Raw genomic sequence first — 20,103 nt, forward strand, 5'->3', positions numbered from 1 at the left:
CGTCTACAATAATACTTCACGCATCCCGGCGTCCCGGTGATAATTACCGGCTAACGCTTGGCGGGTATGCAGGATTTGATTTATATTCCAGAATCTTAGCATTGTTTCCTCACCAAGAAATACAACAACGGCAGCAGGTACCCGCATGGCAGTGACACCCTCCTCTTCCGCCCCCTCATTCGGCGGCCTGGCCAAACGCCTGGTCCTGGAGGGTGTTGTTGAAGCCAGCACCATGCAAAAGGCGCTGACCGAATCACAGCGTGAACAGGTTTCGCTGGTGTCCTATCTGGTCGCCAACAAGATTGCCAAGGCTTCCCAGGTCGCCTGGATGATGGCTGACGAATTCGGCGATCCGCTGATCGACCTGGACATGATCGATACCGACCACATCCCCAAGGATGTGCTGGACGAGAAAATCATCCGCAAGCACAACGTGTTGCCCATATTCAAACGCGGCAAGCGGCTGTTTGTGGCAATGAGCGATCCGACCCGGGTGGAAGTGATCGACGCCATCCGTTTCAACACCGGTATGACGGTGGAAACCATAGTCGTCGAGGAAGACCGGCTGCTGAAGCTGGTTGAGCGCATTCTGGAAAGCACCAGCAACGCCAGTTTCGACGGTCTGGATGACGATCTGGAAAACCTGGACATTTCCTCCGGCGATGAGGCGGCTGCCCGGGACTCTGGCAGTTCCTCCATGGGTGAAGACGACGCCCCCATCGTCAAGTACATCAACAAGATCCTGCTCGACGCCATCAAGATGGGCGCCTCCGACTTGCACTTCGAGCCCTACGAAAAATCCTACCGCATCCGCTTTCGTGTGGACGGCGTACTGCGCGAAATCACCAGGCCGCCGGTGCAACTGGCCACCAAGCTTTCCGCCCGCCTGAAAGTCATGTCGCAAATGGATATTTCCGAACGGCGGGTGCCTCAGGACGGCCGGATCAAGCTCAAACTTTCAAAAACCCGGGCCATCGACTTCCGGGTCAACTCCATGCCCACGCTGTTCGGCGAAAAACTCTGTCTGCGTATCCTGGATCCCTCCAGCGCCTCTCTGGGCATTGACATGCTGGGTTACGAGGCAGATCAGAAGGCGCTGTTCATGGGTGCCCTGGACAAGCCCCAGGGCATGCTGCTGATCACCGGCCCCACCGGCTCCGGCAAAACAGTGTCGCTGTATACCGGGCTCAATATCCTCAACACGGTTGAAAACAATATTTCCACCGCCGAAGACCCGGTGGAAATCAACCTCGAAGGCATCAACCAGGTCAACGTCAACGCCAAAGTCGGCCTGACCTTCGCCTCGGCGCTGAAAGCCTTCCTGCGTCAGGATCCGGAAATCATCATGATTGGTGAAATCCGGGATCTGGAAACGGCGGAAATTGCCGTCAAGGCCGCGCAGACCGGTCACATGGTAATGTCCACCCTGCACACCAACAGCGCCCCGGAAACCCTGACCCGCTTGCGCAACATGGGGGTCCCCTCTTTCAATATCGCCACCTCGGTGAATCTGGTCATCGCCCAGCGTCTGGCACGGCGGCTGTGCAGCGCCTGCAAGAAGCCCATGGATGTACCTCGCGCCAGCCTGCTGGAGTTGGGGTTCACCGATGCTGACCTGGCCACCGGATTCACCATCTATGAGCCGGTGGGCTGTGATCAGTGCCGGGATGGCTATAAGGGCCGGGTCGGCATTTACGAAGTCATGAAAGTAACCCCGAAAATTGCACGCATTATCATGGAAGAAGGCAATTCCATCGAGATTGCCGAGGCTGCCAAGGCCGAGGGCTTTCCGGATTTGCGACGCTCCGGGCTGAAAAAAGCTATGGCTGGCGTTACCAGCCTGACCGAAATCAACCGGGTGACCGGTGTTGACTAATCGAGTGTGACGGAAATGGCAACCAACAAAGCGGAAGTACAGCTCAACTTTGCCTACGAAGGCACGGACAAGCGCGGCCAGAAAACAAAAGGCGAAATCTCCGGCAAGAATATCGCATTGGCCAAGGCACAGTTGCGCAAGCAAGGCATCAATGTCGCCAAAATTCATAAAAAGAGCAGCGGCTTGTTAGGCGGCGGTGCCCGAAAGAAAAAAATCAGCCCCATGGACATCGCCTTGTTCACGCGTCAGCTGGCCACCATGATGAAAGCCGGCGTTCCGCTGGTGCAATCCTTCGAAATTGTCGCCGAGGGCCTGGACAACCCCTCCATGCGTGACGTGGTGCTCGGCATCAAGGCCGAAGTCGAAGGCGGCAGCAATTTTGCATCATCACTGCGCAAGTACCCCCTGCTGTTTGACGATCTGTTTTGCAGCCTGGTCAATTCCGGTGAGCAATCCGGTGCCTTGGAAACCATGCTTGACCGTGTGGCCGAGTACAAGGAAAAGAGCGAATTGCTCAAGATGAAAATTAAAAAGGCCATGAAATACCCCATTTCCGTGGTCGTAGTCGCTGTGATTGTGACCGTAATCCTTTTGCTGAAAGTGGTTCCGGTATTTCAATCCCTGTTCTCCGGCTTCGGCGCCGAGCTGCCTGCTTTCACCATGATGGTGGTGCATATGTCGGAATGGATGCAGAAATGGTGGTTCATCCTGCTGATCATCATAGTCGGCACAGTCGGGGGGTTTGGCGAGGCCAAGAAACGATCCGTGGCCTTTAATAACTTTCTGGACAGAATGTCACTGAAGCTGCCCATTTTCGGCGACCTGGTTTTCAAGTCCACTATTGCCCGCTTTGCCCGCACCCTGTCCACGACTTTCTCGGCCGGGGTGCCCTTGATTGACGCACTGGTGTCCTGCGCCGGTGCTTCCGGCAATGTGGTTTACCGCGAAGCCATCCTCCGTATCCGCGACGACGTCGCGACCGGCCAGCAATTGGGCTTCGCCATGCGGCAATCGGGCATTTTCCCTTCCATGGCCCTGCAAATGGTTGCCATCGGCGAAGAGTCCGGCGCGCTGGACTCCATGCTGGACAAGGTTGCCAGCTATTATGAGAGCGAAGTGGACAATGCCGTTGACGGCCTTACCTCAATGATGGAACCCATTATCATGGCCATTCTGGGCGTCCTGATCGGCGGCTTGGTCATCGCCATGTACCTGCCAATCTTCCAGATGGGTGCGGTGGTAGGCTGATAAGACCCATGATTGAACTATTGGCAACCAGCCCCCTGTTCGCAGGGGGCATGATATTCCTGCTCGGGCTCTGTATCGGCAGTTTCCTGAACGTGGTCATTTACCGCGTACCGGTGATGCTGAACCATGAATGGCGCATTCAGGCCTCGGAAATCCTGGAGTTGCCGCGTCCGGAGTTTCCCCGGTTCAACCTGGTGCTGCCGCACTCCCGATGCCCTCACTGCGGGCATCGGATTACCGCCATCGAAAACATCCCGGTGCTGAGCTGGCTGTTCCTGCGAGGCAAATGCAGCGCCTGCCGGGCTCCGATATCACCCCGCTATCCCAGTGTCGAATTGGCCACCGCACTATTGTCGCTGCTGGTGTTCGCCATCTTCGGCCCCACCGGCAAGATGGTGGCCGCTCTTGGTCTGACCTGGGCGCTGATCGCCCTGACCATGATTGATTTTGACACCCAGTACCTGCCCGATGTCATCACCCTGCCGTTGATGTGGGCGGGACTGATAGTCAACATGCAAGGGCTTTGGGTTCCACTGGATCAAGCCGTTCTGGGAGCAGCCTTCGGTTACTTGTCCCTATGGAGCGTTTACTGGCTGTTCAAGCTGGTGACCGGCAAGGAAGGCATGGGTTATGGTGACTTCAAGCTGCTGGCGGCCTTGGGGGCCTGGCTGGGGCCATCCCAATTGCCGCTGATCATCCTTCTGTCCTCGTTTGTCGGTGCTGTTATCGGTGGCATCTACATAGCCGTCCGCAAGCAAAACGCCCCTTTCGCCTTCGGCCCTTATCTGGCCATCGCGGGGTTCATTGCCATGCTGGGCGGACCGGAGATCGTCAACTGGTATCTGGGCACCTGGAAGCACTGAACCATGCTGATTGTTGGATTAACGGGCGGTATCGGCAGCGGCAAGACGGTGGCCAGTGACTGGCTGGCCGAACAAGGCATTGAAGTGGTGGATGCCGACCAGGTTGCGCGGGAAATTGTAGCTCCCGGTGAACCGGCCCTGAACGCCATCAGCCGCCACTTTGGCCCCGGCATCCTGCTGTCGGACGGGTCGCTGAATCGCGCCGCCCTGAGACAACGCGTATTTTCAGATCCTGCCGAACGCGCCGTGCTGGAGTCCATTACACACCCCGCCATCCGTGAACGCATTCTCCGGCATCTTCAGGCCGCCGCCTCCGCTTACACTGTGCTGGTTTCTCCCTTGCTGTTTGAAACCGGCCAAGCCGGTTTTTGCGGTCGCACCATCGTCATCGATGTAGAGGAGGCCACCCAGAAGGCCCGTGCATCAACGCGCGACGGCGTCAGCGAGGCGCAGATTGCCAGCATCATGGCTGTACAAATGTCACGGGAAGAACGGCTGAAGCGGGCTGATGACATTATCGTCAACCAAGGTGACCGCGAGGACCTGTACCTGCAACTGGAGCACCTGCACCGCCAATATCTGGCGCTGGCCGACGAGATGAATCATGGCTGAAAACACCCCTGCGTCCACGCCCGCCTTCCCCTGCCCCCGCTGCGGCAAACCATCCCGGTGGAGCGGCAACCCCAGCCGTCCTTTCTGCAGCGAGCGCTGCAAGCTGATTGATCTGGGGGCATGGGCCGCCGAAGAATACCGGGTCCCGCTGAAGCAGGGCCGGGACTTCACGGATGAAGCCCCGGATTACGAGGACTGACTAGAGTGTTCCCGCCGGGGACACGGCGCGGGAAGCCGCAGGCACGGTTCCCTGCACCTTATCGGGAGTCGTTTCCAGCGCAAGCTTGCCATCCACCAGCACCAGCGCCTTGAGGTCGGTTGGCGTAAAGAACACCCCTTGCGGCTTCACCGACGCCACCTGCACCCGCAAGCTCATGCCATATCCCAGATCCTGCCGGTAATCCCTGAAGTCCTTCAACGTCTCCGCCAGATCCTTGTCGAAGTTGAAGCGGGCGTTCTGCTGGATCGCGTCCTTGAACGTACCATGCAACATCCAGTTGGCGGTCCGCGCCAGAAAACTGCTGGTGGATAACTCAAACTCCACATCTTCCAGACGCATTTCATTGGCCGCCACATCCAGCACCGGGCGGCCCAGCATATAAACCTCGGCCACAATCGGCTTTTGCAGCTTCAATCCCAGCACCGCCTTGTCACCGCTGCCATAGAGGCGGATGGATTCAATCAGCACTTCCCGTCCACCGGCGACAAAAGGCTTGCCGGCCAGCCTCTCATTGAGCAGGGTATTGGCGGTGTCCAGGCCGATATCACCGCGCAGTGCCAGACTGAAACTGTCAACGGGAGCGGTCAGCCGCTGCGGCTTCGGCAAGGGTGGCGCCGGACGAACCGGCTTGGGTCCGGTAACGATTTGCGGGCGCGCCATGACACTGACCGCCGTTGAAACGGACCGGCCGGAGCCCTTGATGTCGGCTAACCCCACCCCTTCCGGCTGCATCAGCAGCCAGACGCCCGGCTGGATTTCCCTCGGCTCGTTCAGTTCGGGCCATGCCTTGGCCAGCATGGACTTCAAGTTGAACTGCTTCAGATTGTCCGTTATCGCCTGTGTCACCAGCCCTTGCACCTTGTCGCGAACAATCGGCAGGTTCAGCAGTTTTTCCACCGGCAGGTTAAGCTTGGTAATATTACAGGGCTTCAACCACTTCAATTGCCATGGGTCCGGTTGCAGCGCCAGATCTCCGTCTTTGGTCCAGTAGAGGCTGCCGGGCAGGATGAATTCGATCCTCGGCATTTCCTCGCCATTCATGCCGCAACTGACGCCGCCCATGCTGAAACCGGCGCTGCTGATTTTTGAGTCCAGCGCGAAATCCAGTTGCGTGGTCGCCAGAAACTGAGTACCGGCAATAGCCAGCTTGACGTCACGCAGAAAAACCTGATGCGTGACATCGGCCTTGCCGATGCCAATGGATTGCGTCGAAGTGGAGGCCGACAACGGCTTGGGCGACTGGCGCAGCATTTCCGCCCGCAAGGCCTCCAGATCCAGCGTCACCGGCAGGTTGATCACGGACTGGCTGACGGGGGGCATGATATAAGGCAGAGGGTTATTCGGCGGCGGCTGGATCTGCGGCGCCGAGCAACCGGCTGCCAGCGCGAAACTGGCAGCAAGGACAGGCCATACGGTTACGGTACGCATAGGAATTCTCTGGGAATGGGGTGGATCTTCAAGCCGGGATTTTGCCACAACCGGGATGCCGGTGTCCTCCCGGTGTCCAACAGGGACCAGCCTTTTCAGGGTTTGCCGAAAGCCGGTTTCATCAGGTCCAGAATGTGGCCCGCCAGGATATCGGCCTGCACTTCCGGTTCGGCGCCGTGCCGGCCGAAGGCATGGGTAAAATTCCCCTCCAACCACAAATGGGCGAAGCCATGCACCACGCTCCAGGCCAGCATGCTGTAGAGAAAGACCTGATCCTGCCGCTCAGGCGGGGTCAAATTACCCACCACATCCGCCAGCAATGCAAAACATTCGTCACCCGCTTCCTTCAGCATCGGATTTTCCTTGTCCAGGGCCTCACAACGGAAAACCAGTCGGAAAGCCCCCGGACGCCGGATGGCGAAGTCTATGTAGGACAAACCCACCGCCTTCAAACGTGCATAAGGGCTGGCGCCTGCCGCCTCAATACGGACGCGACCTTGGGCGGTCATGTCGCGGAATACACTGCCGGCATAAGCGGAGAGTAAACCGGCGCGGTCTCGAAAGTGATGGGCGGGCGCGGCATGCGAAACCCCCGCACGACGGGCGCAGGCGCGCAGGGTGAAGGACTCCAGCCCCTCCTCCTCAATGAGGTCTCCGGCAGCCTGCAACAAGGCGCGCGCCAGATCACCGTGATGATAGGGCGGGCGCGGCTCCGGAACTGCCTGAATTTTCACTGTCATGTCGATACCTTACCGGACAAAGGGCCAAACGTCTTTACAGTGTAAAGTTTAGCCTGTTTTCCGGTCAAATGCACGAGGCTTCACACACCTAACGTGGCGCAAAACATAGCCCCCTGCTCCTGATGAAGCATTGTATTCGATCATGGCCTGCGTCATTATCGGCGCATTGCCCCCAACCGGTCTTGGGGGTGAAAACCCGCCTTTGGCCGGGCATTATCCTGCCCTTTAATAATGACAACACGCTTCGAAGACAGACCTGCTTCTCACCCGGGTCACAAGGAGAAACCATGCCCCGCTCCGGCACTTGGCACGTACAGCATGTGCAGACTTCCGCCGGCCACCTTTTTGTCCGCCGCCGTGACGGCGCCGGTATTCCGCTGCTGCTATGGCCATCCATTTTTTTTGACCACTCCCTGTATTTGGGGCTCTGTGAATGGCTCGATAATCCGGTGATCCTGCTGGACGGCCCCGGCCACGGCCGGAGCGAAGGCTGCCCGAGTCCATTGACACTGGAATTATGCGCCAAAGCCCAGGACGACATCCTGACTACACTGGGAGTCCGTGAGGCGGTGCTGGTCGGCACTTCGTGGGGTGGACTGGTGGATGTGGTGCACGGCCTTAATGATCCTTCCGGGCGCATCCGCGGCCTGATCCTGGCCAACACCCCTTTCGCCATGGAGTCCCGGCCCAAACTGTCCACCTTGGCCGTAGTGGCCATGAGCCGTTTCATTCCCACCCTGAAAGTGTTCCGTGAAGGCATCGCCAAGGCCTTCTTTTCACCCCAGACCCGCCTCCGCCACCCGGAAGTTTTGCAGAATTTCCTGGAGCAAAGCGACACCTTCGCCCATCCTGAACTGTATCCGGTCATCCGCTCGGTGTTGCTGGACCGTCCGTCACTGCTGCCACGGCTGTGCAGCCTGACGCAACCGGTGCTGGTCATTGCCGGTGAAGATGACGCCAATTGCCCCGTGGCGGACATGAAAGCTGCCGCTGCAGCCATTCCCGACCACACACTGGAAGTGATTCCCGGCAGCGGCCATATCTCACTGGCCGAACGCCCCCATGAATCCGCCATGCGCATCCGGAAATGGCTTGCGGAGCATTTTGACTCGCCGGCACCGGCTTCTGACAGCTAAGCCCGGCTTAAGCCGGGGCCGATGCGGATTGTGCTACGATGCCGCATCAGCCCTTATCAACCGTACATGTCCATGACGCTGCCTTCACTGACCCGCTTTGCCTGGCTGTCGATTGCCGCCGCACTCATCACGCTCAGCCTGAAAATGCTGGCCTACGCCCTCACCGGCTCGGTCGGCCTGCTGTCGGATGCGTTGGAGTCGCTGGTCAACCTGGCCGCCGCCATCATGGCGCTGGCCATGCTGCATGTCGCCGCACAACCCCCCGATGACGACCACGCCTACGGCCACAGCAAGGCGGAATACTTCTCCAGCGCTCTGGAAGGCCTGCTAATCCTGGTGGCGGCGGGCGGCATAGCCTGGACCGCTTTTCCCCGCTTGTTCGACCCGCAGCCGATTGAGCAGGTAGGGTTGGGCATGGCGATTTCAGTGGGTGCGTCGCTGGTGAACCTGTGGGTGTCGCGGGTGTTGTTCAAGGCGGGCAAGCAATACCACTCGATTACCCTGGAAGCCGATGCCCATCACCTGATGACTGACGTCTGGACCTCCGCCGGGGTTCTGGCGGCGGTGGCGCTGGTGGCGCTCTCCGGCTGGTATATTCTGGACCCGATCATTGCCATGCTCGTGGCAGCCAATATCGTCTGGACCGGCATCCACCTCATGTACCGCTCGGTAACCGGACTGATGGACACCGCCCTGCCCCCGGAGGAACTGGCGGTGATCCGCAAGATACTGGACAGTTACAGCAGCAAGGGCGCCCGTTATACGGAACTGCGCACCCGGCAATCCGGGGCCAGCAAATTCATTTCCGTGCATGTGCAAGTGCCCGGCGAATGGTCTGTGCAGGCCGGGCATGACCTGCTGGACGCCATGGAAGCCGAGATCGACCAAGCCCTGCCCAACACCCATACCCTGACACATCTGGAGCCGCTATAGCTGGTTGAGACCGGCCACGGCATGGCTTCAGGCCGCCAACGCTTCGCGGTTGCGGAACGCCGCATTCAGCATGCCGTTTTCCCCGAACAGCTTTTCCCGCCACTCTTTTTCCAGGGCGGCGGTGTGATGGCGGTCAGGATGGAAATCCTTGCGGGCAAACAGCCCCATGCGCGGCAGGATGCGTGTTACGAAACCCTTGCGCCCCAGCAGCAGCGTCAGCCCGCGGCGGTTTTCCTTCCAGTTCAGGGCCTGCCCGTCCTTCGCCACCATCCACAGCCAACTGCCCAGAATCGGCGGCAGCAAAGCCGCCACCACTAGCGGATAGCTCAGCAAACGTTCGGTCCGGCTGTTGCCGATCAGCTCATAGACCTCATAAGCCACTGACTTGTGCTCCAGCTCCTCCAGCGCATGCCATTGCCATAACCCGATCATTTCCGGATCGGCCTTGGCCCGGAACCCCTCATCAATCAACAGGCGTTCACCCAGCAAGGCGGTGAAATGCTCCATGAATGCCGTGCATGCCAGTTGCTGGCTGGGTGGCAGCTTCGACAATAGCTTCAATCCCCGCTCCACCCCTTTTTGCGCCACCATCACATCAAAGCCCCGCGCTGCCAGCAATTCGTTCAGCCGTTCATGTTCACGGGTATGAATGGCCTCCTGGCCGATGAATCCGGAAATTTTGGCCTTCAGTACCGGGTCAGTGACCCGGTCACGGTAATGCCGCACCGTGTCCATGAAGAACAATTCTCCCGGCGGAAAAATGGCCGACAGCATGGCGAAGAACAAAGTGGCGGTGGCGTTGTTGTCGTAAAAATAGCGGGCGCCCTCCGCAGAAAGCCTGAAATCCATCTGGCGTGGCGGAATGCCGACCGTGGCTCCGGCGAGTTTGCGGGGCTTGGTGGAAATCGGGGTGGCGGGCATGTTCATGGCATGTGGCTCCGGTGGCATCGGGTTGGAGGTGGTTTTTCAGTCTACCATTGACTGTTACATCCATTGATGACACATTAATCCGAATCATTGTTCGGATTCAATTCGGAAATCATCATGCCCAGAAAGCCCCGCCAGCAACGCTCCCGCGCCACGGTTGACGCCATCATCGAGGCCGGGTTCATATGTGTCGCCGAATTCGGGATGACGGGTACGACGACACGGCACATCGCCGAACGCGCCGGCATCAGCGTCGGTTCGCTTTACGAGTACTTCACCAATAAAGGCATGGTATATGAAGCCATGAACCAGCGGCTGGTGACCGATGTGGTGGCCATGATCCAGCCACTGCTGCCGCAATTAATGCGCATGGAACTGACCGAAGCCGTGCGCATTCTGCTGGCGCATTTCGGGGAATTCCTGAAGCGGAACGATGAGCGCTACCTGAAGTGCGCCCGGCAGGCGATGCGGGTGGATATCAAGGGCTATCTCGACCCGATCATGAAAATCCTGTCCGAACTGGTGATGAACCACCTGATGCATCATCCGGAAAACATGCGGCTGCGCAATATTCCGGCCATGAGCTACGTCTTCATCAACGGCGGGGTGTTTGCCGTGATCCGGCATTTGTCCGACCCCAATCCGCCGGTCAGCTTTGAGGAGCTGACGGAGGGACTGGCAAACATGGTGGGGCATTATGTGGCCTATGAACGGCTGCTGGCGGGGCTTGCCGCACCGCCGTCACCGCTTTCAGGAAGCTAACGACATTCACCGCGCGGGGATATAACCGTTCTCTGCAAACCATTTCACGGCATCGCGAATGCTGAGGTCCACCGGCCGCACCACCAGCCCCAGTTCCTGGCGGGCCTTGGATGCGTCGCACTTCAGCCCCTTGCGGGTTACCTCGACTTCAACAGGCGTAAAGAACGGCGCCTTGTGCGTCACATGGTCCGCCAACCAGGTAGCCAATACCGTCAACGGCTTCAGCGCCCTCAGTGACATCGGCACAATGCGCTTGTTCATGCCCGTCATCAGCGCCAGACGCATCATGATTTCATGATGATCGTAATTCTGTCCGCCCAGGATATAACTTTCGCCGGTGCGCCCCTTTTCCATCGCCAGCACATGGCCCATGGCGCAATCGCGCACATCAATGTAGCAGCCGGGACCGGTATCCATGGCGATCAGCAACGGTGACTTGAAGGCTTCGGTAATGATGCGACCGGTAGGCGTCGGGCCCACATCCCCCGGACCAATCGGCATCGCCGGGCAAACGATGACGACGTCCAGACCCAGCTTCACGTATTGGCGCGCCAGCACATGCGAGTCGTATTTCGACCGGCAATAGGCGCTCTCCCAGAACCGGAACGGCGACGCCTCGGTAGCGGAGTTTCCTGCTCCCTGCCCCGCAAACACCGCAATGGAGCTGGTGTGCACCACCCGCTTCACCCCGGCTTCAAGGCTGGCCTGCAACACCCGCCGCGTGCCCTCCACGTTCACCCGGTCCATCAGTGCCAGGTCGGGTAACCACAGCGCGTAGATGGCGGCCAGATGGAACACCACGTCGCACCCGGCCACGGCACGCACCACATCCGCCTGCCGGGTGACATCGCCCGCCATCAATTCAACGCCATCGACATCACGCAGGTTGAACAGGTTTTCCTTCGGCAAATGCAGCACGCGCAGCTTCGCCTGCGGATAACGCGTGCGCAGGGTTTTAACCACATGGGAACCGATGAAACCGGCGCCGCCGGTCACAAGAATCTGACGGGGATCCTGAACAGTCGTCATGACAACGCCCCTCCGTATATTGAGGCTGTTATTGTTTTTGAAAAGACTCTATAGCATGTCCCGGAGCCGTCCTGCCACCCCCCTGCCGTAGGGGGTGGCTCGTTACCGACAGCCGGTCAGTGATCAGAATAGCCGTCGGCGTGATACTTCTCCAGATCGTGCACAAACCGGGCGATGTGCTTGTAGGCGCGGCGTCCTTCCGGCAGGAAAAAGGCAAACAGCGGAAAGACATGCGGCATGGCCGCCCATTCCTCATACACCACCGGCACCCCGGACGCCCGGGCGCGGTCGGCCAGTCGCAAGGCATCATCACGCAGTACTTCAGTGCTGCCCACAATCAGCAGCAAGGGCGGCAAGCCGGTCAGATCGGAATGCAGCGGCGACACCCACGGATGCCAGGTGGACGCCCCCTTGGCGTAGTGCGCTCCCAGCGCCTCCACCGCCGCTGCCGCAAACAGCGGATCATGGTCACGGTTGGTGTGCATGGAATCGCCTTCGCAGGCAATATCGGTCCACGGCGAAATACAGATACAGCCGGAGGGAAGCGCAATGCCGGAAAATTTCAGCGCCTGCATCAGGATCAGCGTCAGGTTGCCGCCCGCCGAATCCCCGGCGACGATGATGTTCTCCGACTTGAACCCCATGTCCAGCAGGTAGGTATAACCGGTCACGGCATCATCCAGCCAGTGGTGGAACTGCCAGTCCGGAGCCTTGCGGTAGTTCATGGCGAACACCGGCCGGTGCAGGGAGCGCGACAAGCGCCAGGTGAGGGGACGATGCTGCTCAATCGAGGAAAAGAAATAACCGCCGCCATGCAGGTAGTAAATCACCTTTTCTTCCTTCAGTCGCTTGCCGGAGCGTATCCACTCCCCATAGCAGTTCTCGAAGGAAACCGGAGTGATTTTCACAAAATCAGGTACATGACTGGTGAACGGGCTGGTCAGCCGGTATATCTGGTTGACGACGTTCATGGTGTTGTTGGTGACGGCGGCGTATTGCAGCACCGGCTTCACAGTCAACTTGGTGACCAGATTGAACATCCGCGCCTGCCAGCTCAACGGGTAATCCACCTGGCGGTGAAACGACGGATGATGAAAATGCGGATCGGTGGCGAAGGCTAGTTGCTGGGTCATGGGGGAAACGGCTCCGCTCCGGTGCAGGCATGGATCTCGTTGACTGCCCGGTTTGTCTGGGGGACCGGAAATCCCGCCGGCCCGAATGTGGTTAGTGTTATATCCCCCGAGCTTATCGCCACTCCTGTCCGGTTGTCATCCCTTTATCCCGGCAATAATCCGGTAATTCACACCGTCCGGCGGGTTGTCGGCCCCACCCGCCCCTACCCGGCCCGATTCCACTCTCCGGCGCATTGAAGTCATTGTATGATGTCAGCCTGTGCCCGGATTCCGACCCATCATGTTCAGACTGTTGATGCTGTTTCTCGCCTGCCTGTGCTCCCTGCCGGTTATTGCTGGCGAAAACGACGCCAGGCTTCGTTTCAGCGCCTCCCTGATTGGCGAAGGACTGGTGCTCAGTGATGTGGATGAAGATGAACTGGTGCCGGACGCCTACCGCCAGTACGGCTTTTCGTCCGGCAGCGGTCATGAGGTCAAACTGACGTTTCCAACCGCAGCGGGGCTGTACCTTAATCTGGCGCAAATGCGCACCGTGACCGAAGGCGGGGCCATGACCAATCGTTTTCGTCACGCCTCGGTGGGAGCCTCGTTGCGCGGCAACCCCATGGCGTCCAATCCGGCGGTTTATGGCCTGGTGGAAGCCGGGGTAGGCGGCTGTGAGTTTGAGTCGCCGTCTCTGGACCGGCCCCGTCACTTCGGGCTGGCGGAACTGGGGCTGGAAATCGGGGTACAAACGGAGGCCGGGCCGTTTATAGGGGCCGGGGTGAAATGGGTGGTGATCGGCTACCCCACCGAAACCGTCGCCAACAGCCTGATCCCGAAACTGGTGATCGGCGTGGCGTTCTAGCCGAAACGACCGCCGACAAAGGGGTTGGTGGCTTTTTCCTGCCCGAAGGTGGACATGGGGCCATGGCCGGGAATGAAACGGAAGTCATCGGCCAATGTAAACAATTGGCTGCGAATCGACCGGATCAAGGTTTCATGATCACCGCGCGGGAAGTCGGTGCGACCAATGGAGCCTGCAAACAGCACATCGCCGACGATGGCCAGCTTTGACGCGTGGTGGATGAAGACAATATGTCCCGGCGTATGACCCGGACAAAACCGCACTTCCAGCTCCTGATTCCCCACTTGCACAGTATCGCCCGGCTCCAGCCAGCGGGTCGGCTCAAAGGCGCGGGCGGGCGGGAAGCGGAACATCATCGCCTGTTGCGGCAACATGTCCAGCCAGAATTTCTCCTCCCGCTGCGGCCCTTCAATCGGCAACTGCCGGTCTTCCGCCAGTTGCAGCACGCCACCGACATGATCCAGATGGCCATGCGTTACCAGCAGCTTCACCAGCTTGACCCCGGCCTTGTCCACCGCCGCCAGCAGCTTGGGCAGGTCACCCCCGGCATCCACCAGCGCCCCCTCCATGGTTTCATCGCACCAGAGCAAAGTGCAGTTCTGTTCATAGGGGGTCACAGGAATGATGCGGAATTGCAGGGCCATGGGGGACTCCGGGATGTCAGGTTGATTGGCGGGAATTATGCCCGAATTTCCCTCCCCGATTCGCCATAAAAAAGGGCCTGCATGCGCAGGCCCAAGAGCTACATCATTTTTTCAACCGGGCTTATTTCACACCCAGACTGCGCAGGTTGGCTTCAAACTGCGCACCCACGGTCGAACCTTGCTTATAAAACGCGGCCGGTGAGCCGAGGGGTGCGTACACCCATTGCCAGCTACCTGAAGCGGGGTTGGCAATGCGCAGCCACAGCGGCGCTTCCGGGGCATTGCTGTTCTTGCCATAGGTATAACCGGTAAAAGCATGCACCCAGGTTGTTCCGGCCTTGTTCGGGAAATACACCTTCTTCCAGCCATAGTTGTAGTCATTCTTGTTAACGACCGGCGCCATCAGGATTTCGCTGCCCAGCAGGAACTCATCGGTCAGGGTCGCCAGTTCCGCCTCATTCGGGTAGTGCAGCATCGGGTGCCGCACCAGCGGCCAGCCCTTGGCCGTCACATCCGCAAACAGCTGGGTCCGGTAGAAGGCCAGCGCCTTGTAGACCTTGGCGAATTTGTCAAAATGGCCATAAGTGGTCGCATTGTCGTAGAACTGGGCATTATCTTCCGGCTTCAGGCCTTCATGGGTGCGATAGGCGGAGGTGAACGCGGCAAACTCCATCCAGCGCTGCAGCAACTCTTGCTCACGGTTATAGCCAATACCGCTCCAGGAGGCATTGGTGTAGCCGCCAATGTCGCTGTGGCTGAGGGCAATGCCCGAGAAACCGCCGGTCATCGTGGCCAGGATCGCCGTCTTGAAACCGTCGTACTGGTCCCAAGTGACCAACTGGTCGCCTTGCCAGACCAGGGTGGAGTAGGCCGGGGTGCGGGCCGCACCGGAGCGATTGAAGAACACCACATCGTTGCCCAGCCCGGCTTCGTTGATAGCCTCGCGGGCAATACGCGCCCAATCGACCGGATACTGGTTGTGGTACCGTTCGGCGTTGACTCCGGACCAAAGCGCGGCATCCAGCGGCAGGGCTTCGGCAAAATCATGCATCCAGCCCCGGCAACGCCCTTCCCCAATCAATTGCGTCTTGATCACGCCTTTAATCCACGTCACCGCCAGCGGGTTGGTCAAATCCACCATACCGGCATCAAAGTCGGTATTGGTGACTTTGTAGATGCTGCCATCCGGATGCTTGACCAGATAGCCGTTCGCCACCGCTTCCAGGTAAAGGTTGCGGCGCACGTTGCCCTTGGCGGAAGCATCCACCAGAAACGGATTGATGTAGCAAAGCATGTGGCCCTTGCCCGCTTCCACCCGGTCTGCCAGCGCATTCCAGTTCGGGTAGCGGCTCTGGTCCAACTCCCAATTCCACCACAATTGCGAACCGAAACTGGTGGTGCGCTTACCCACCCAGTCCTGCAGCCAGACACCGGCCACAGGCGTTCCCCGGCGCTTCAGTTCATCCAGCACCGCCGTTACCTTGGCGGTGCCGCCCTGCATGCCGACAATGGCGCCCTGATTGAACCAGTCCGGAAGCGCGCGCATGCGACCGCTGTATTCAGTAAAACGGGTAATCAGGTCCAGCATGGAATTGCCCGCCAGGATGCGACCGGTCATGCGGCAGTTGAACAGGCGGACCCGCACCCGGGCGGCGTCCGTCAAATCAAAGACCGAATACTGGGTATCTTCCAGAAACAGCGACTTGGCCGTATTGGTGATGTATTGCGGCACCGCGTAATAGGTCGTCAACGGCCCGCCTGCGGAGCCGGGCGATCCCAGGCTCACCGCCCCGCTGATCGGCTGATGCCCCCGTCCCACCCCACCTTCCTGCGACAGCACAGGCACCGCCTGCCCTTTCAGATCCAGTAGGGAAAACTGCTCGCCAAAGCCATGAAAGCGTTCGCCCGCCACGGAGGCATAGGCCAACTCACTGTAATTGACGGCGGCATTGTCAAAGCTCAGGGTGAATTGCAGATGCCCGGCCAGCGGTTGGCGGAAGCTCAAGGTATAACCGCTGGCGCACAGTGCGTTACCCGTCAATCGCCCCTTGAAAACGACTTCAGAGGTGCTTTGCGTGAACGAGGTGATGGTCTGGTCGGTGCACTGGCTCTGGATATTTTCGGTAACCGTGAAGGATCCCCGATTCTCGGTAGCGAGCATGGCCTGGGTACCGGCGCGTACAAAACTTTCACCGGAATTGCTTTCCCAGACCACGCGCGCGCCACTCTTCACCTGCAGCTTGCTGCCCGTCCAGTACACGGTAAAACCGCCTACGGAACTGGTCGTCGCGCCCGGAGCACTCAGAACAGCATTGGCGGCCTGCGCCCCGCTACCCACCATCGCCAGTGCGATTACCGCACCCAGATACCCTTGCTTCATGGATGTCACCCGAAATTGAATCAGCCGGCCGGTCGGGAAGCGCCCTACCAAAACACCAAACTGTCGGACAATCCTACTTGTTTATTCCCGTCAGGGATTGCTGAAAGGCGTCATTATCGCTGTGAGAAACGGACAACCCGCACAGAAGCGAAAACCGTCTCAGGGGTCCTGGCCCGGGATGTTCCGGCCATCCCCCGTGCGTGCTAGACTTCGCGCCAATTTCGTATGCCGAGGTGCACCATGCCTTCTTTTGATGTCGTTTCCGAACTGGAAATGTTTGAAGTGAACCACGCGGTGGGTAACACCACCAAGGAAATCGCCACCCGCTTTGACTTTCGCGGCTCCAACGTCAAGGTGGAACTGAACGAGAAAAACAAGGAGATCAAGCTGACCGGGGAGTCCGACTTCCAGGTGGAGCAGGTTTTCGCCATTTTCGAAAACCACATGCTGAAGCGCAAGATGGATCCGCAATGCATGGACCCGCAAAAAATGACAGCGTCCGGCAAGGAAATGCACCAGATCATCAAGCTTAAGGACGGCTTGGACAGTGATACCGCCAAGAAGATCGCCAAGGCCATCAAGGAATCCGGCATCAAGGCGCAGGCCAGCATCCAGGGTGACAAGGTGCGTGTCAGCGACAAGAAAAAGGACACCCTGCAGGCGGTGATGAATTTGCTTCGCGAACAGTCATTCGGCCTTCCGCTGCAATTCAATAACTTCAAGGACTGAGTTAGCCTAGGTTTTCCAGCCTCACTCACAGGACTTTTCCACATGACCAACCAGATCCAGAAACTCGTCAACGCCACCCAGTGGCTGCCCGCCAACCTTCGAGCCAAGGCTATTTCCAAAATTTTCGGCTCGGTGGTGCCCCTGGTCGGTACGGCCGGTCTGGTTTATGAAGAGTTGACCCCCGAGCGTGTGGTAGTCAGCATCCGCAACCGCCGCAAGGTGCAGAATCACATCAAGAACGTGCATGCCGCCGCCATGGCGCTGCTCGCCGAAACCGCCACCGGTTTCTGCGTGGGCATGAACCTGCCGGACGACAAGCTGCCGCTGATCAAGAGTCTGAAGGTGGATTACCTGAAGCGTTCGCAGGGCGACATGGTGGCCGTGGCGCATTTGAAGCCGGAAGATATTGTCCGCATCCAGACCGAACCCAAGGGTGAGCTGCTGGTGTCGGTGACGGTGACGGATGAAAGCGGCAACGAGCCGATCAAGTGTGAGATGTTGTGGGCGTGGGTGCCGAAGCAGCGCTAAGGCAACACCGGCCTGACGGACGAAAACCGTCAGGCCTGAACCCTATTCCCCCTTCTCCTCCAGCGTCTCCATCAATGCAATCTGCAAACGCGAATGCAGGCGTACAAAGCGTTTCCACAGCAAGGGCAGCATCAGCCCCATGCCCGCCAGCACCGCCAGCAGCAACGGCGCGGGCGGCAAAATGCTGGCGCTCAAGGCCGCCACCAGCAACACCATCACCAGCATCGCCACGATCGGAATCAGTTCCGACACTACCTTGCGCGCCTGCACCGTATATTGCCCGGCCACTTCCGGCTTCACGCCCATCTCCGCCAGCAGCATGCTCAGTGCCTTCAGCTTGCGATACGCCGCAATCAGGAACGGCAGGGACAGGAACAAGGCTCCGGCCCATACCGCCGCCATTTCCAGACCTTCATGGCGAATCAATTGCGGCAAATACACCTTCACCCCGTCAAAAAAAGCTGCCGCCGAGACAAAGATGGCAATCACCAGCGCAAGATTGACAAAGGCATGCACCAGAATCCGGCGGATCATCTTTGCCAGCATTTGCTGGTCTTCGTCCTGCGGACTCAGGCTCTGCAGCCACAAGTCGTAGGTTTCCCACACCCGCACCAGCCGTTTCGGCATCACCTTCGCCAACCCGCGTGACAAGGGGTCGGCTCCGCGCATCATCCACGGGCCGAAAAACGCGGTCAGCGTGGACACTGCCACCGCAATCGGAAACAGGAAATCACTCGTCACCTTCAAGCTGACGCCCAGACTGGCAATAATGAAGGAAAACTCCCCGATCTGCGCCAAGCCGAAACCCGCCCGCAACGCGGTGGAACCATTCTGACCCGCCAGCAGCAGCCCGAAACTGGCGCCGGCCACTTTCCCCACAATCACCGCCAGCGTGATCACCAGCACCGGCAAGGCATAATCCACCAGCACCTGCGGATTCAGCAGCAAGCCCACCGCCACGAAGAAAATGGCGCTGAACGTATCGCGCAGCGGCTCAATCAAACGCTCAATCTGCCGCAACTGCCGGGACTCGGCAATGATCGCCCCCATCAGGAAGGCTCCCAGCGCCATGCTGTAATGCAGCTTGGTCACCAGCAGGCAAAACCCGAAACACAGCCCCAGCACCGCCACCAGCAGCGTTTCCTGACTGCGGAACCCCGCCACATAGGTCAGCAGGCGCGGCACCAGCAGGATGCCCACCACCAGCGTCACCACCATGAACAACGCCAGTTGCGCCAGCGTCTCCGCCACTGACCCAACGCTGATAGCGCCAGACCCGGCCACCCCGGACAGCAAGGCCAGAATGGCAATTGCCAGGATGTCCTCCACGATCAATATGCCGAAAATATATTGCGCAAATTTCTGGTTCTTCAGCCCCAACTCCCCCAGCGTTTTCACAATAACAGTGGTGGAGGAAATGGCGATCATCGCTCCCAGGAAAACCGCATCCATGGTTTGCCAGCCAAAGTACCGGCCGATCTGGTAGCCCACCCAGATCATCACCGAGGTTTCAATGGTCGCCGCCACCAGCGCCGACGCCCCCACCCGCGCCAGCTTCTTCAGGTTGAATTCCAGCCCCAGCGAAAACAACAGGAACACCACGCCCAACTCGGCCAGGGTATGGATGGTCTGCTGGTCATGGATCAGGGCGAAAGGCGGGGTATGCGGGCCGATAATCAACCCGGCCAGGATATAACCGGGCACCACCGGCAATTTCAGCCGGTGGAACAGCACCGTAACCACCCCCGCCACCATCATGATCATGGCGAGGTCCTGGATGAACAGGTCGGCATGCATGCGCGGCAATCCTCAATAATGGGGGGGAATATCGTCTTCCGGCGTGGAGGACGGCTCGCCTTCAGGCTTCAGGTCGCGGATCTGCCGATACAGGTAGCGCACTTGTTGCTGCAGCAAATCAATGTCCTGTTGCTGCCGCACCACGACGGTGTTCAGCGCCTCAACCAGTTCTTCCTGGAAGGCCATCTTGATTTCCAGTTCGTCCAGACGCTCGGAAGACATCGGCTTTCCTCGATTTTCAGGGGTTTTCGGCAAGTATAGCGGCAGTGGC

20 protein-coding genes are annotated in these 20,103 nt (G+C 59.0%); 11 read left to right on the forward strand and 9 right to left on the reverse strand.

Annotated features, from left to right (window positions below; translation table 11 throughout):
- The first annotated feature begins 145 nt into the window (after positions 1–145).
- Genes pilB through Q7T36_RS13290 form a run of 5 tightly spaced genes read left to right on the forward strand, consistent with a single transcriptional unit; the run spans position 146 to position 4,798 of the window.
- Positions 146–1,876 (forward strand): type IV-A pilus assembly ATPase PilB, encoded by a 1,731-nt coding sequence (gene pilB, locus Q7T36_RS13270; RefSeq protein WP_370690123.1) that lies wholly within the window; start codon positions 146–148, stop codon positions 1,874–1,876.
- A gap of 15 nt (positions 1,877–1,891) precedes the next feature.
- Positions 1,892–3,124, forward strand: a complete 1,233-nt coding sequence (locus tag Q7T36_RS13275) for a type II secretion system F family protein (protein WP_304849338.1) — start codon at positions 1,892–1,894, stop codon at positions 3,122–3,124.
- A gap of 8 nt (positions 3,125–3,132) precedes the next feature.
- Entirely contained in the window at positions 3,133–3,987 is an 855-nt protein-coding gene (locus tag Q7T36_RS13280) for an A24 family peptidase (protein WP_304849341.1), read from the forward strand.
- A 3-nt stretch (positions 3,988–3,990) separates the two neighbouring features.
- The gene (gene coaE / locus Q7T36_RS13285; RefSeq protein ID WP_304849343.1) at positions 3,991–4,599 is read left to right on the forward strand and encodes a dephospho-CoA kinase; all 609 of its coding nucleotides are present in this window, start codon (positions 3,991–3,993) and stop codon (positions 4,597–4,599) included.
- Positions 4,592–4,798 (forward strand): DNA gyrase inhibitor YacG, encoded by a 207-nt coding sequence (locus Q7T36_RS13290; RefSeq protein WP_304849346.1) that lies wholly within the window; start codon positions 4,592–4,594, stop codon positions 4,796–4,798. Before coaE ends, Q7T36_RS13290 begins: the two co-directional genes overlap by 8 nt.
- On the opposite strand, the gene Q7T36_RS13295 is transcribed toward Q7T36_RS13290, so the two are convergent.
- Together Q7T36_RS13295 and Q7T36_RS13300 are read right to left on the reverse strand one after the other, a co-directional pair.
- On the reverse strand, positions 4,799–6,247 hold the full coding sequence (locus Q7T36_RS13295; protein WP_304849349.1) for a DUF4403 family protein: 1,449 nt from the start codon (positions 6,245–6,247) through the stop codon (positions 4,799–4,801). It lies immediately after the preceding gene.
- A 95-nt stretch (positions 6,248–6,342) separates the two neighbouring features.
- Positions 6,343–6,987, reverse strand: a complete 645-nt coding sequence (locus Q7T36_RS13300; RefSeq protein ID WP_304849351.1) for a TetR/AcrR family transcriptional regulator — start codon at positions 6,985–6,987, stop codon at positions 6,343–6,345.
- Positions 6,988–7,274: 287 nt separating this feature from the next.
- On the opposite strand from Q7T36_RS13300, the gene Q7T36_RS13305 reads away from it, so the two are divergent.
- Together Q7T36_RS13305 and Q7T36_RS13310 are read left to right on the forward strand one after the other, a co-directional pair.
- The gene (locus tag Q7T36_RS13305; protein ID WP_304849354.1) at positions 7,275–8,123 is read left to right on the forward strand and encodes an alpha/beta fold hydrolase; all 849 of its coding nucleotides are present in this window, start codon (positions 7,275–7,277) and stop codon (positions 8,121–8,123) included.
- 72 nt (positions 8,124–8,195) lie between these two features.
- Positions 8,196–9,056, forward strand: a complete 861-nt coding sequence (locus tag Q7T36_RS13310; protein ID WP_304849359.1) for a cation diffusion facilitator family transporter — start codon at positions 8,196–8,198, stop codon at positions 9,054–9,056.
- Positions 9,057–9,083: 27 nt separating this feature from the next.
- On the opposite strand, the gene Q7T36_RS13315 is transcribed toward Q7T36_RS13310, so the two are convergent.
- Positions 9,084–9,983 (reverse strand): metal-dependent hydrolase, encoded by a 900-nt coding sequence (locus tag Q7T36_RS13315; protein ID WP_304849362.1) that lies wholly within the window; start codon positions 9,981–9,983, stop codon positions 9,084–9,086.
- A 117-nt stretch (positions 9,984–10,100) separates the two neighbouring features.
- Here Q7T36_RS13315 and Q7T36_RS13320 point away from each other — a divergent pair, with 117 nt between their 5' ends.
- The gene (locus tag Q7T36_RS13320; RefSeq protein WP_304849365.1) at positions 10,101–10,745 is read left to right on the forward strand and encodes a TetR/AcrR family transcriptional regulator; all 645 of its coding nucleotides are present in this window, start codon (positions 10,101–10,103) and stop codon (positions 10,743–10,745) included.
- A 6-nt stretch (positions 10,746–10,751) separates the two neighbouring features.
- Here the strand turns inward: Q7T36_RS13320 and Q7T36_RS13325 are convergent, their stop codons facing one another.
- Positions 10,752–11,774 (reverse strand): NAD-dependent epimerase/dehydratase family protein, encoded by a 1,023-nt coding sequence (locus Q7T36_RS13325; RefSeq protein ID WP_304849368.1) that lies wholly within the window; start codon positions 11,772–11,774, stop codon positions 10,752–10,754.
- A 116-nt stretch (positions 11,775–11,890) separates the two neighbouring features.
- Positions 11,891–12,907 carry an alpha/beta hydrolase gene (locus Q7T36_RS13330; protein WP_304849371.1) on the reverse strand — a complete coding sequence of 339 codons (1,017 nt, stop codon included), beginning with the start codon at positions 12,905–12,907 and terminating at the stop codon, positions 11,891–11,893.
- A 280-nt stretch (positions 12,908–13,187) separates the two neighbouring features.
- On the opposite strand from Q7T36_RS13330, the gene Q7T36_RS13335 reads away from it, so the two are divergent.
- The gene (locus Q7T36_RS13335; RefSeq protein WP_304849375.1) at positions 13,188–13,754 is read left to right on the forward strand and encodes a hypothetical protein; all 567 of its coding nucleotides are present in this window, start codon (positions 13,188–13,190) and stop codon (positions 13,752–13,754) included.
- Here the strand turns inward: Q7T36_RS13335 and Q7T36_RS13340 are convergent.
- Both Q7T36_RS13340 and Q7T36_RS13345 read right to left on the reverse strand, forming a co-directional pair.
- Positions 13,751–14,398: an MBL fold metallo-hydrolase gene (locus Q7T36_RS13340; RefSeq protein WP_304849378.1), complete on the reverse strand. Its 648-nt coding sequence runs from the start codon at positions 14,396–14,398 to the stop codon at positions 13,751–13,753. The two genes, Q7T36_RS13335 and Q7T36_RS13340, sit on opposite strands and share 4 nt — an antisense overlap.
- 121 nt (positions 14,399–14,519) lie before the next feature.
- On the reverse strand, positions 14,520–16,778 hold the full coding sequence (locus tag Q7T36_RS13345; RefSeq protein ID WP_304849381.1) for an alpha-glucosidase: 2,259 nt from the start codon (positions 16,776–16,778) through the stop codon (positions 14,520–14,522).
- A 240-nt stretch (positions 16,779–17,018) separates the two neighbouring features.
- On the opposite strand from Q7T36_RS13345, the gene Q7T36_RS13350 reads away from it, so the two are divergent.
- On the forward strand, positions 17,019–17,507 hold the full coding sequence (locus Q7T36_RS13350; protein ID WP_304849384.1) for a YajQ family cyclic di-GMP-binding protein: 489 nt from the start codon (positions 17,019–17,021) through the stop codon (positions 17,505–17,507).
- Between the two features lie 42 nt (positions 17,508–17,549).
- Positions 17,550–18,035: a DUF4442 domain-containing protein gene (locus Q7T36_RS13355; protein ID WP_304849387.1), complete on the forward strand. Its 486-nt coding sequence runs from the start codon at positions 17,550–17,552 to the stop codon at positions 18,033–18,035.
- Positions 18,036–18,077: 42 nt separating this feature from the next.
- Here Q7T36_RS13355 and Q7T36_RS13360 read toward each other — a convergent pair whose 3' ends face one another.
- Together Q7T36_RS13360 and Q7T36_RS13365 are read right to left on the reverse strand one after the other, a co-directional pair.
- Entirely contained in the window at positions 18,078–19,832 is a 1,755-nt protein-coding gene (locus Q7T36_RS13360) for a cation:proton antiporter (RefSeq protein WP_304849390.1), read from the reverse strand.
- Between the two features lie 12 nt (positions 19,833–19,844).
- A complete protein-coding gene (locus tag Q7T36_RS13365) occupies positions 19,845–20,054 on the reverse strand; it encodes a SlyX family protein (protein WP_304849393.1) in 210 nt (69 codons plus the stop codon).
- Between the last annotated feature and the right edge of the window lie 49 nt (positions 20,055–20,103).

It is taken from the genome of Fluviicoccus sp. (genome assembly GCF_030646115.1).
In the GTDB taxonomy this organism is placed as follows: domain Bacteria; phylum Pseudomonadota; class Gammaproteobacteria; order Pseudomonadales; family Moraxellaceae; genus Fluviicoccus.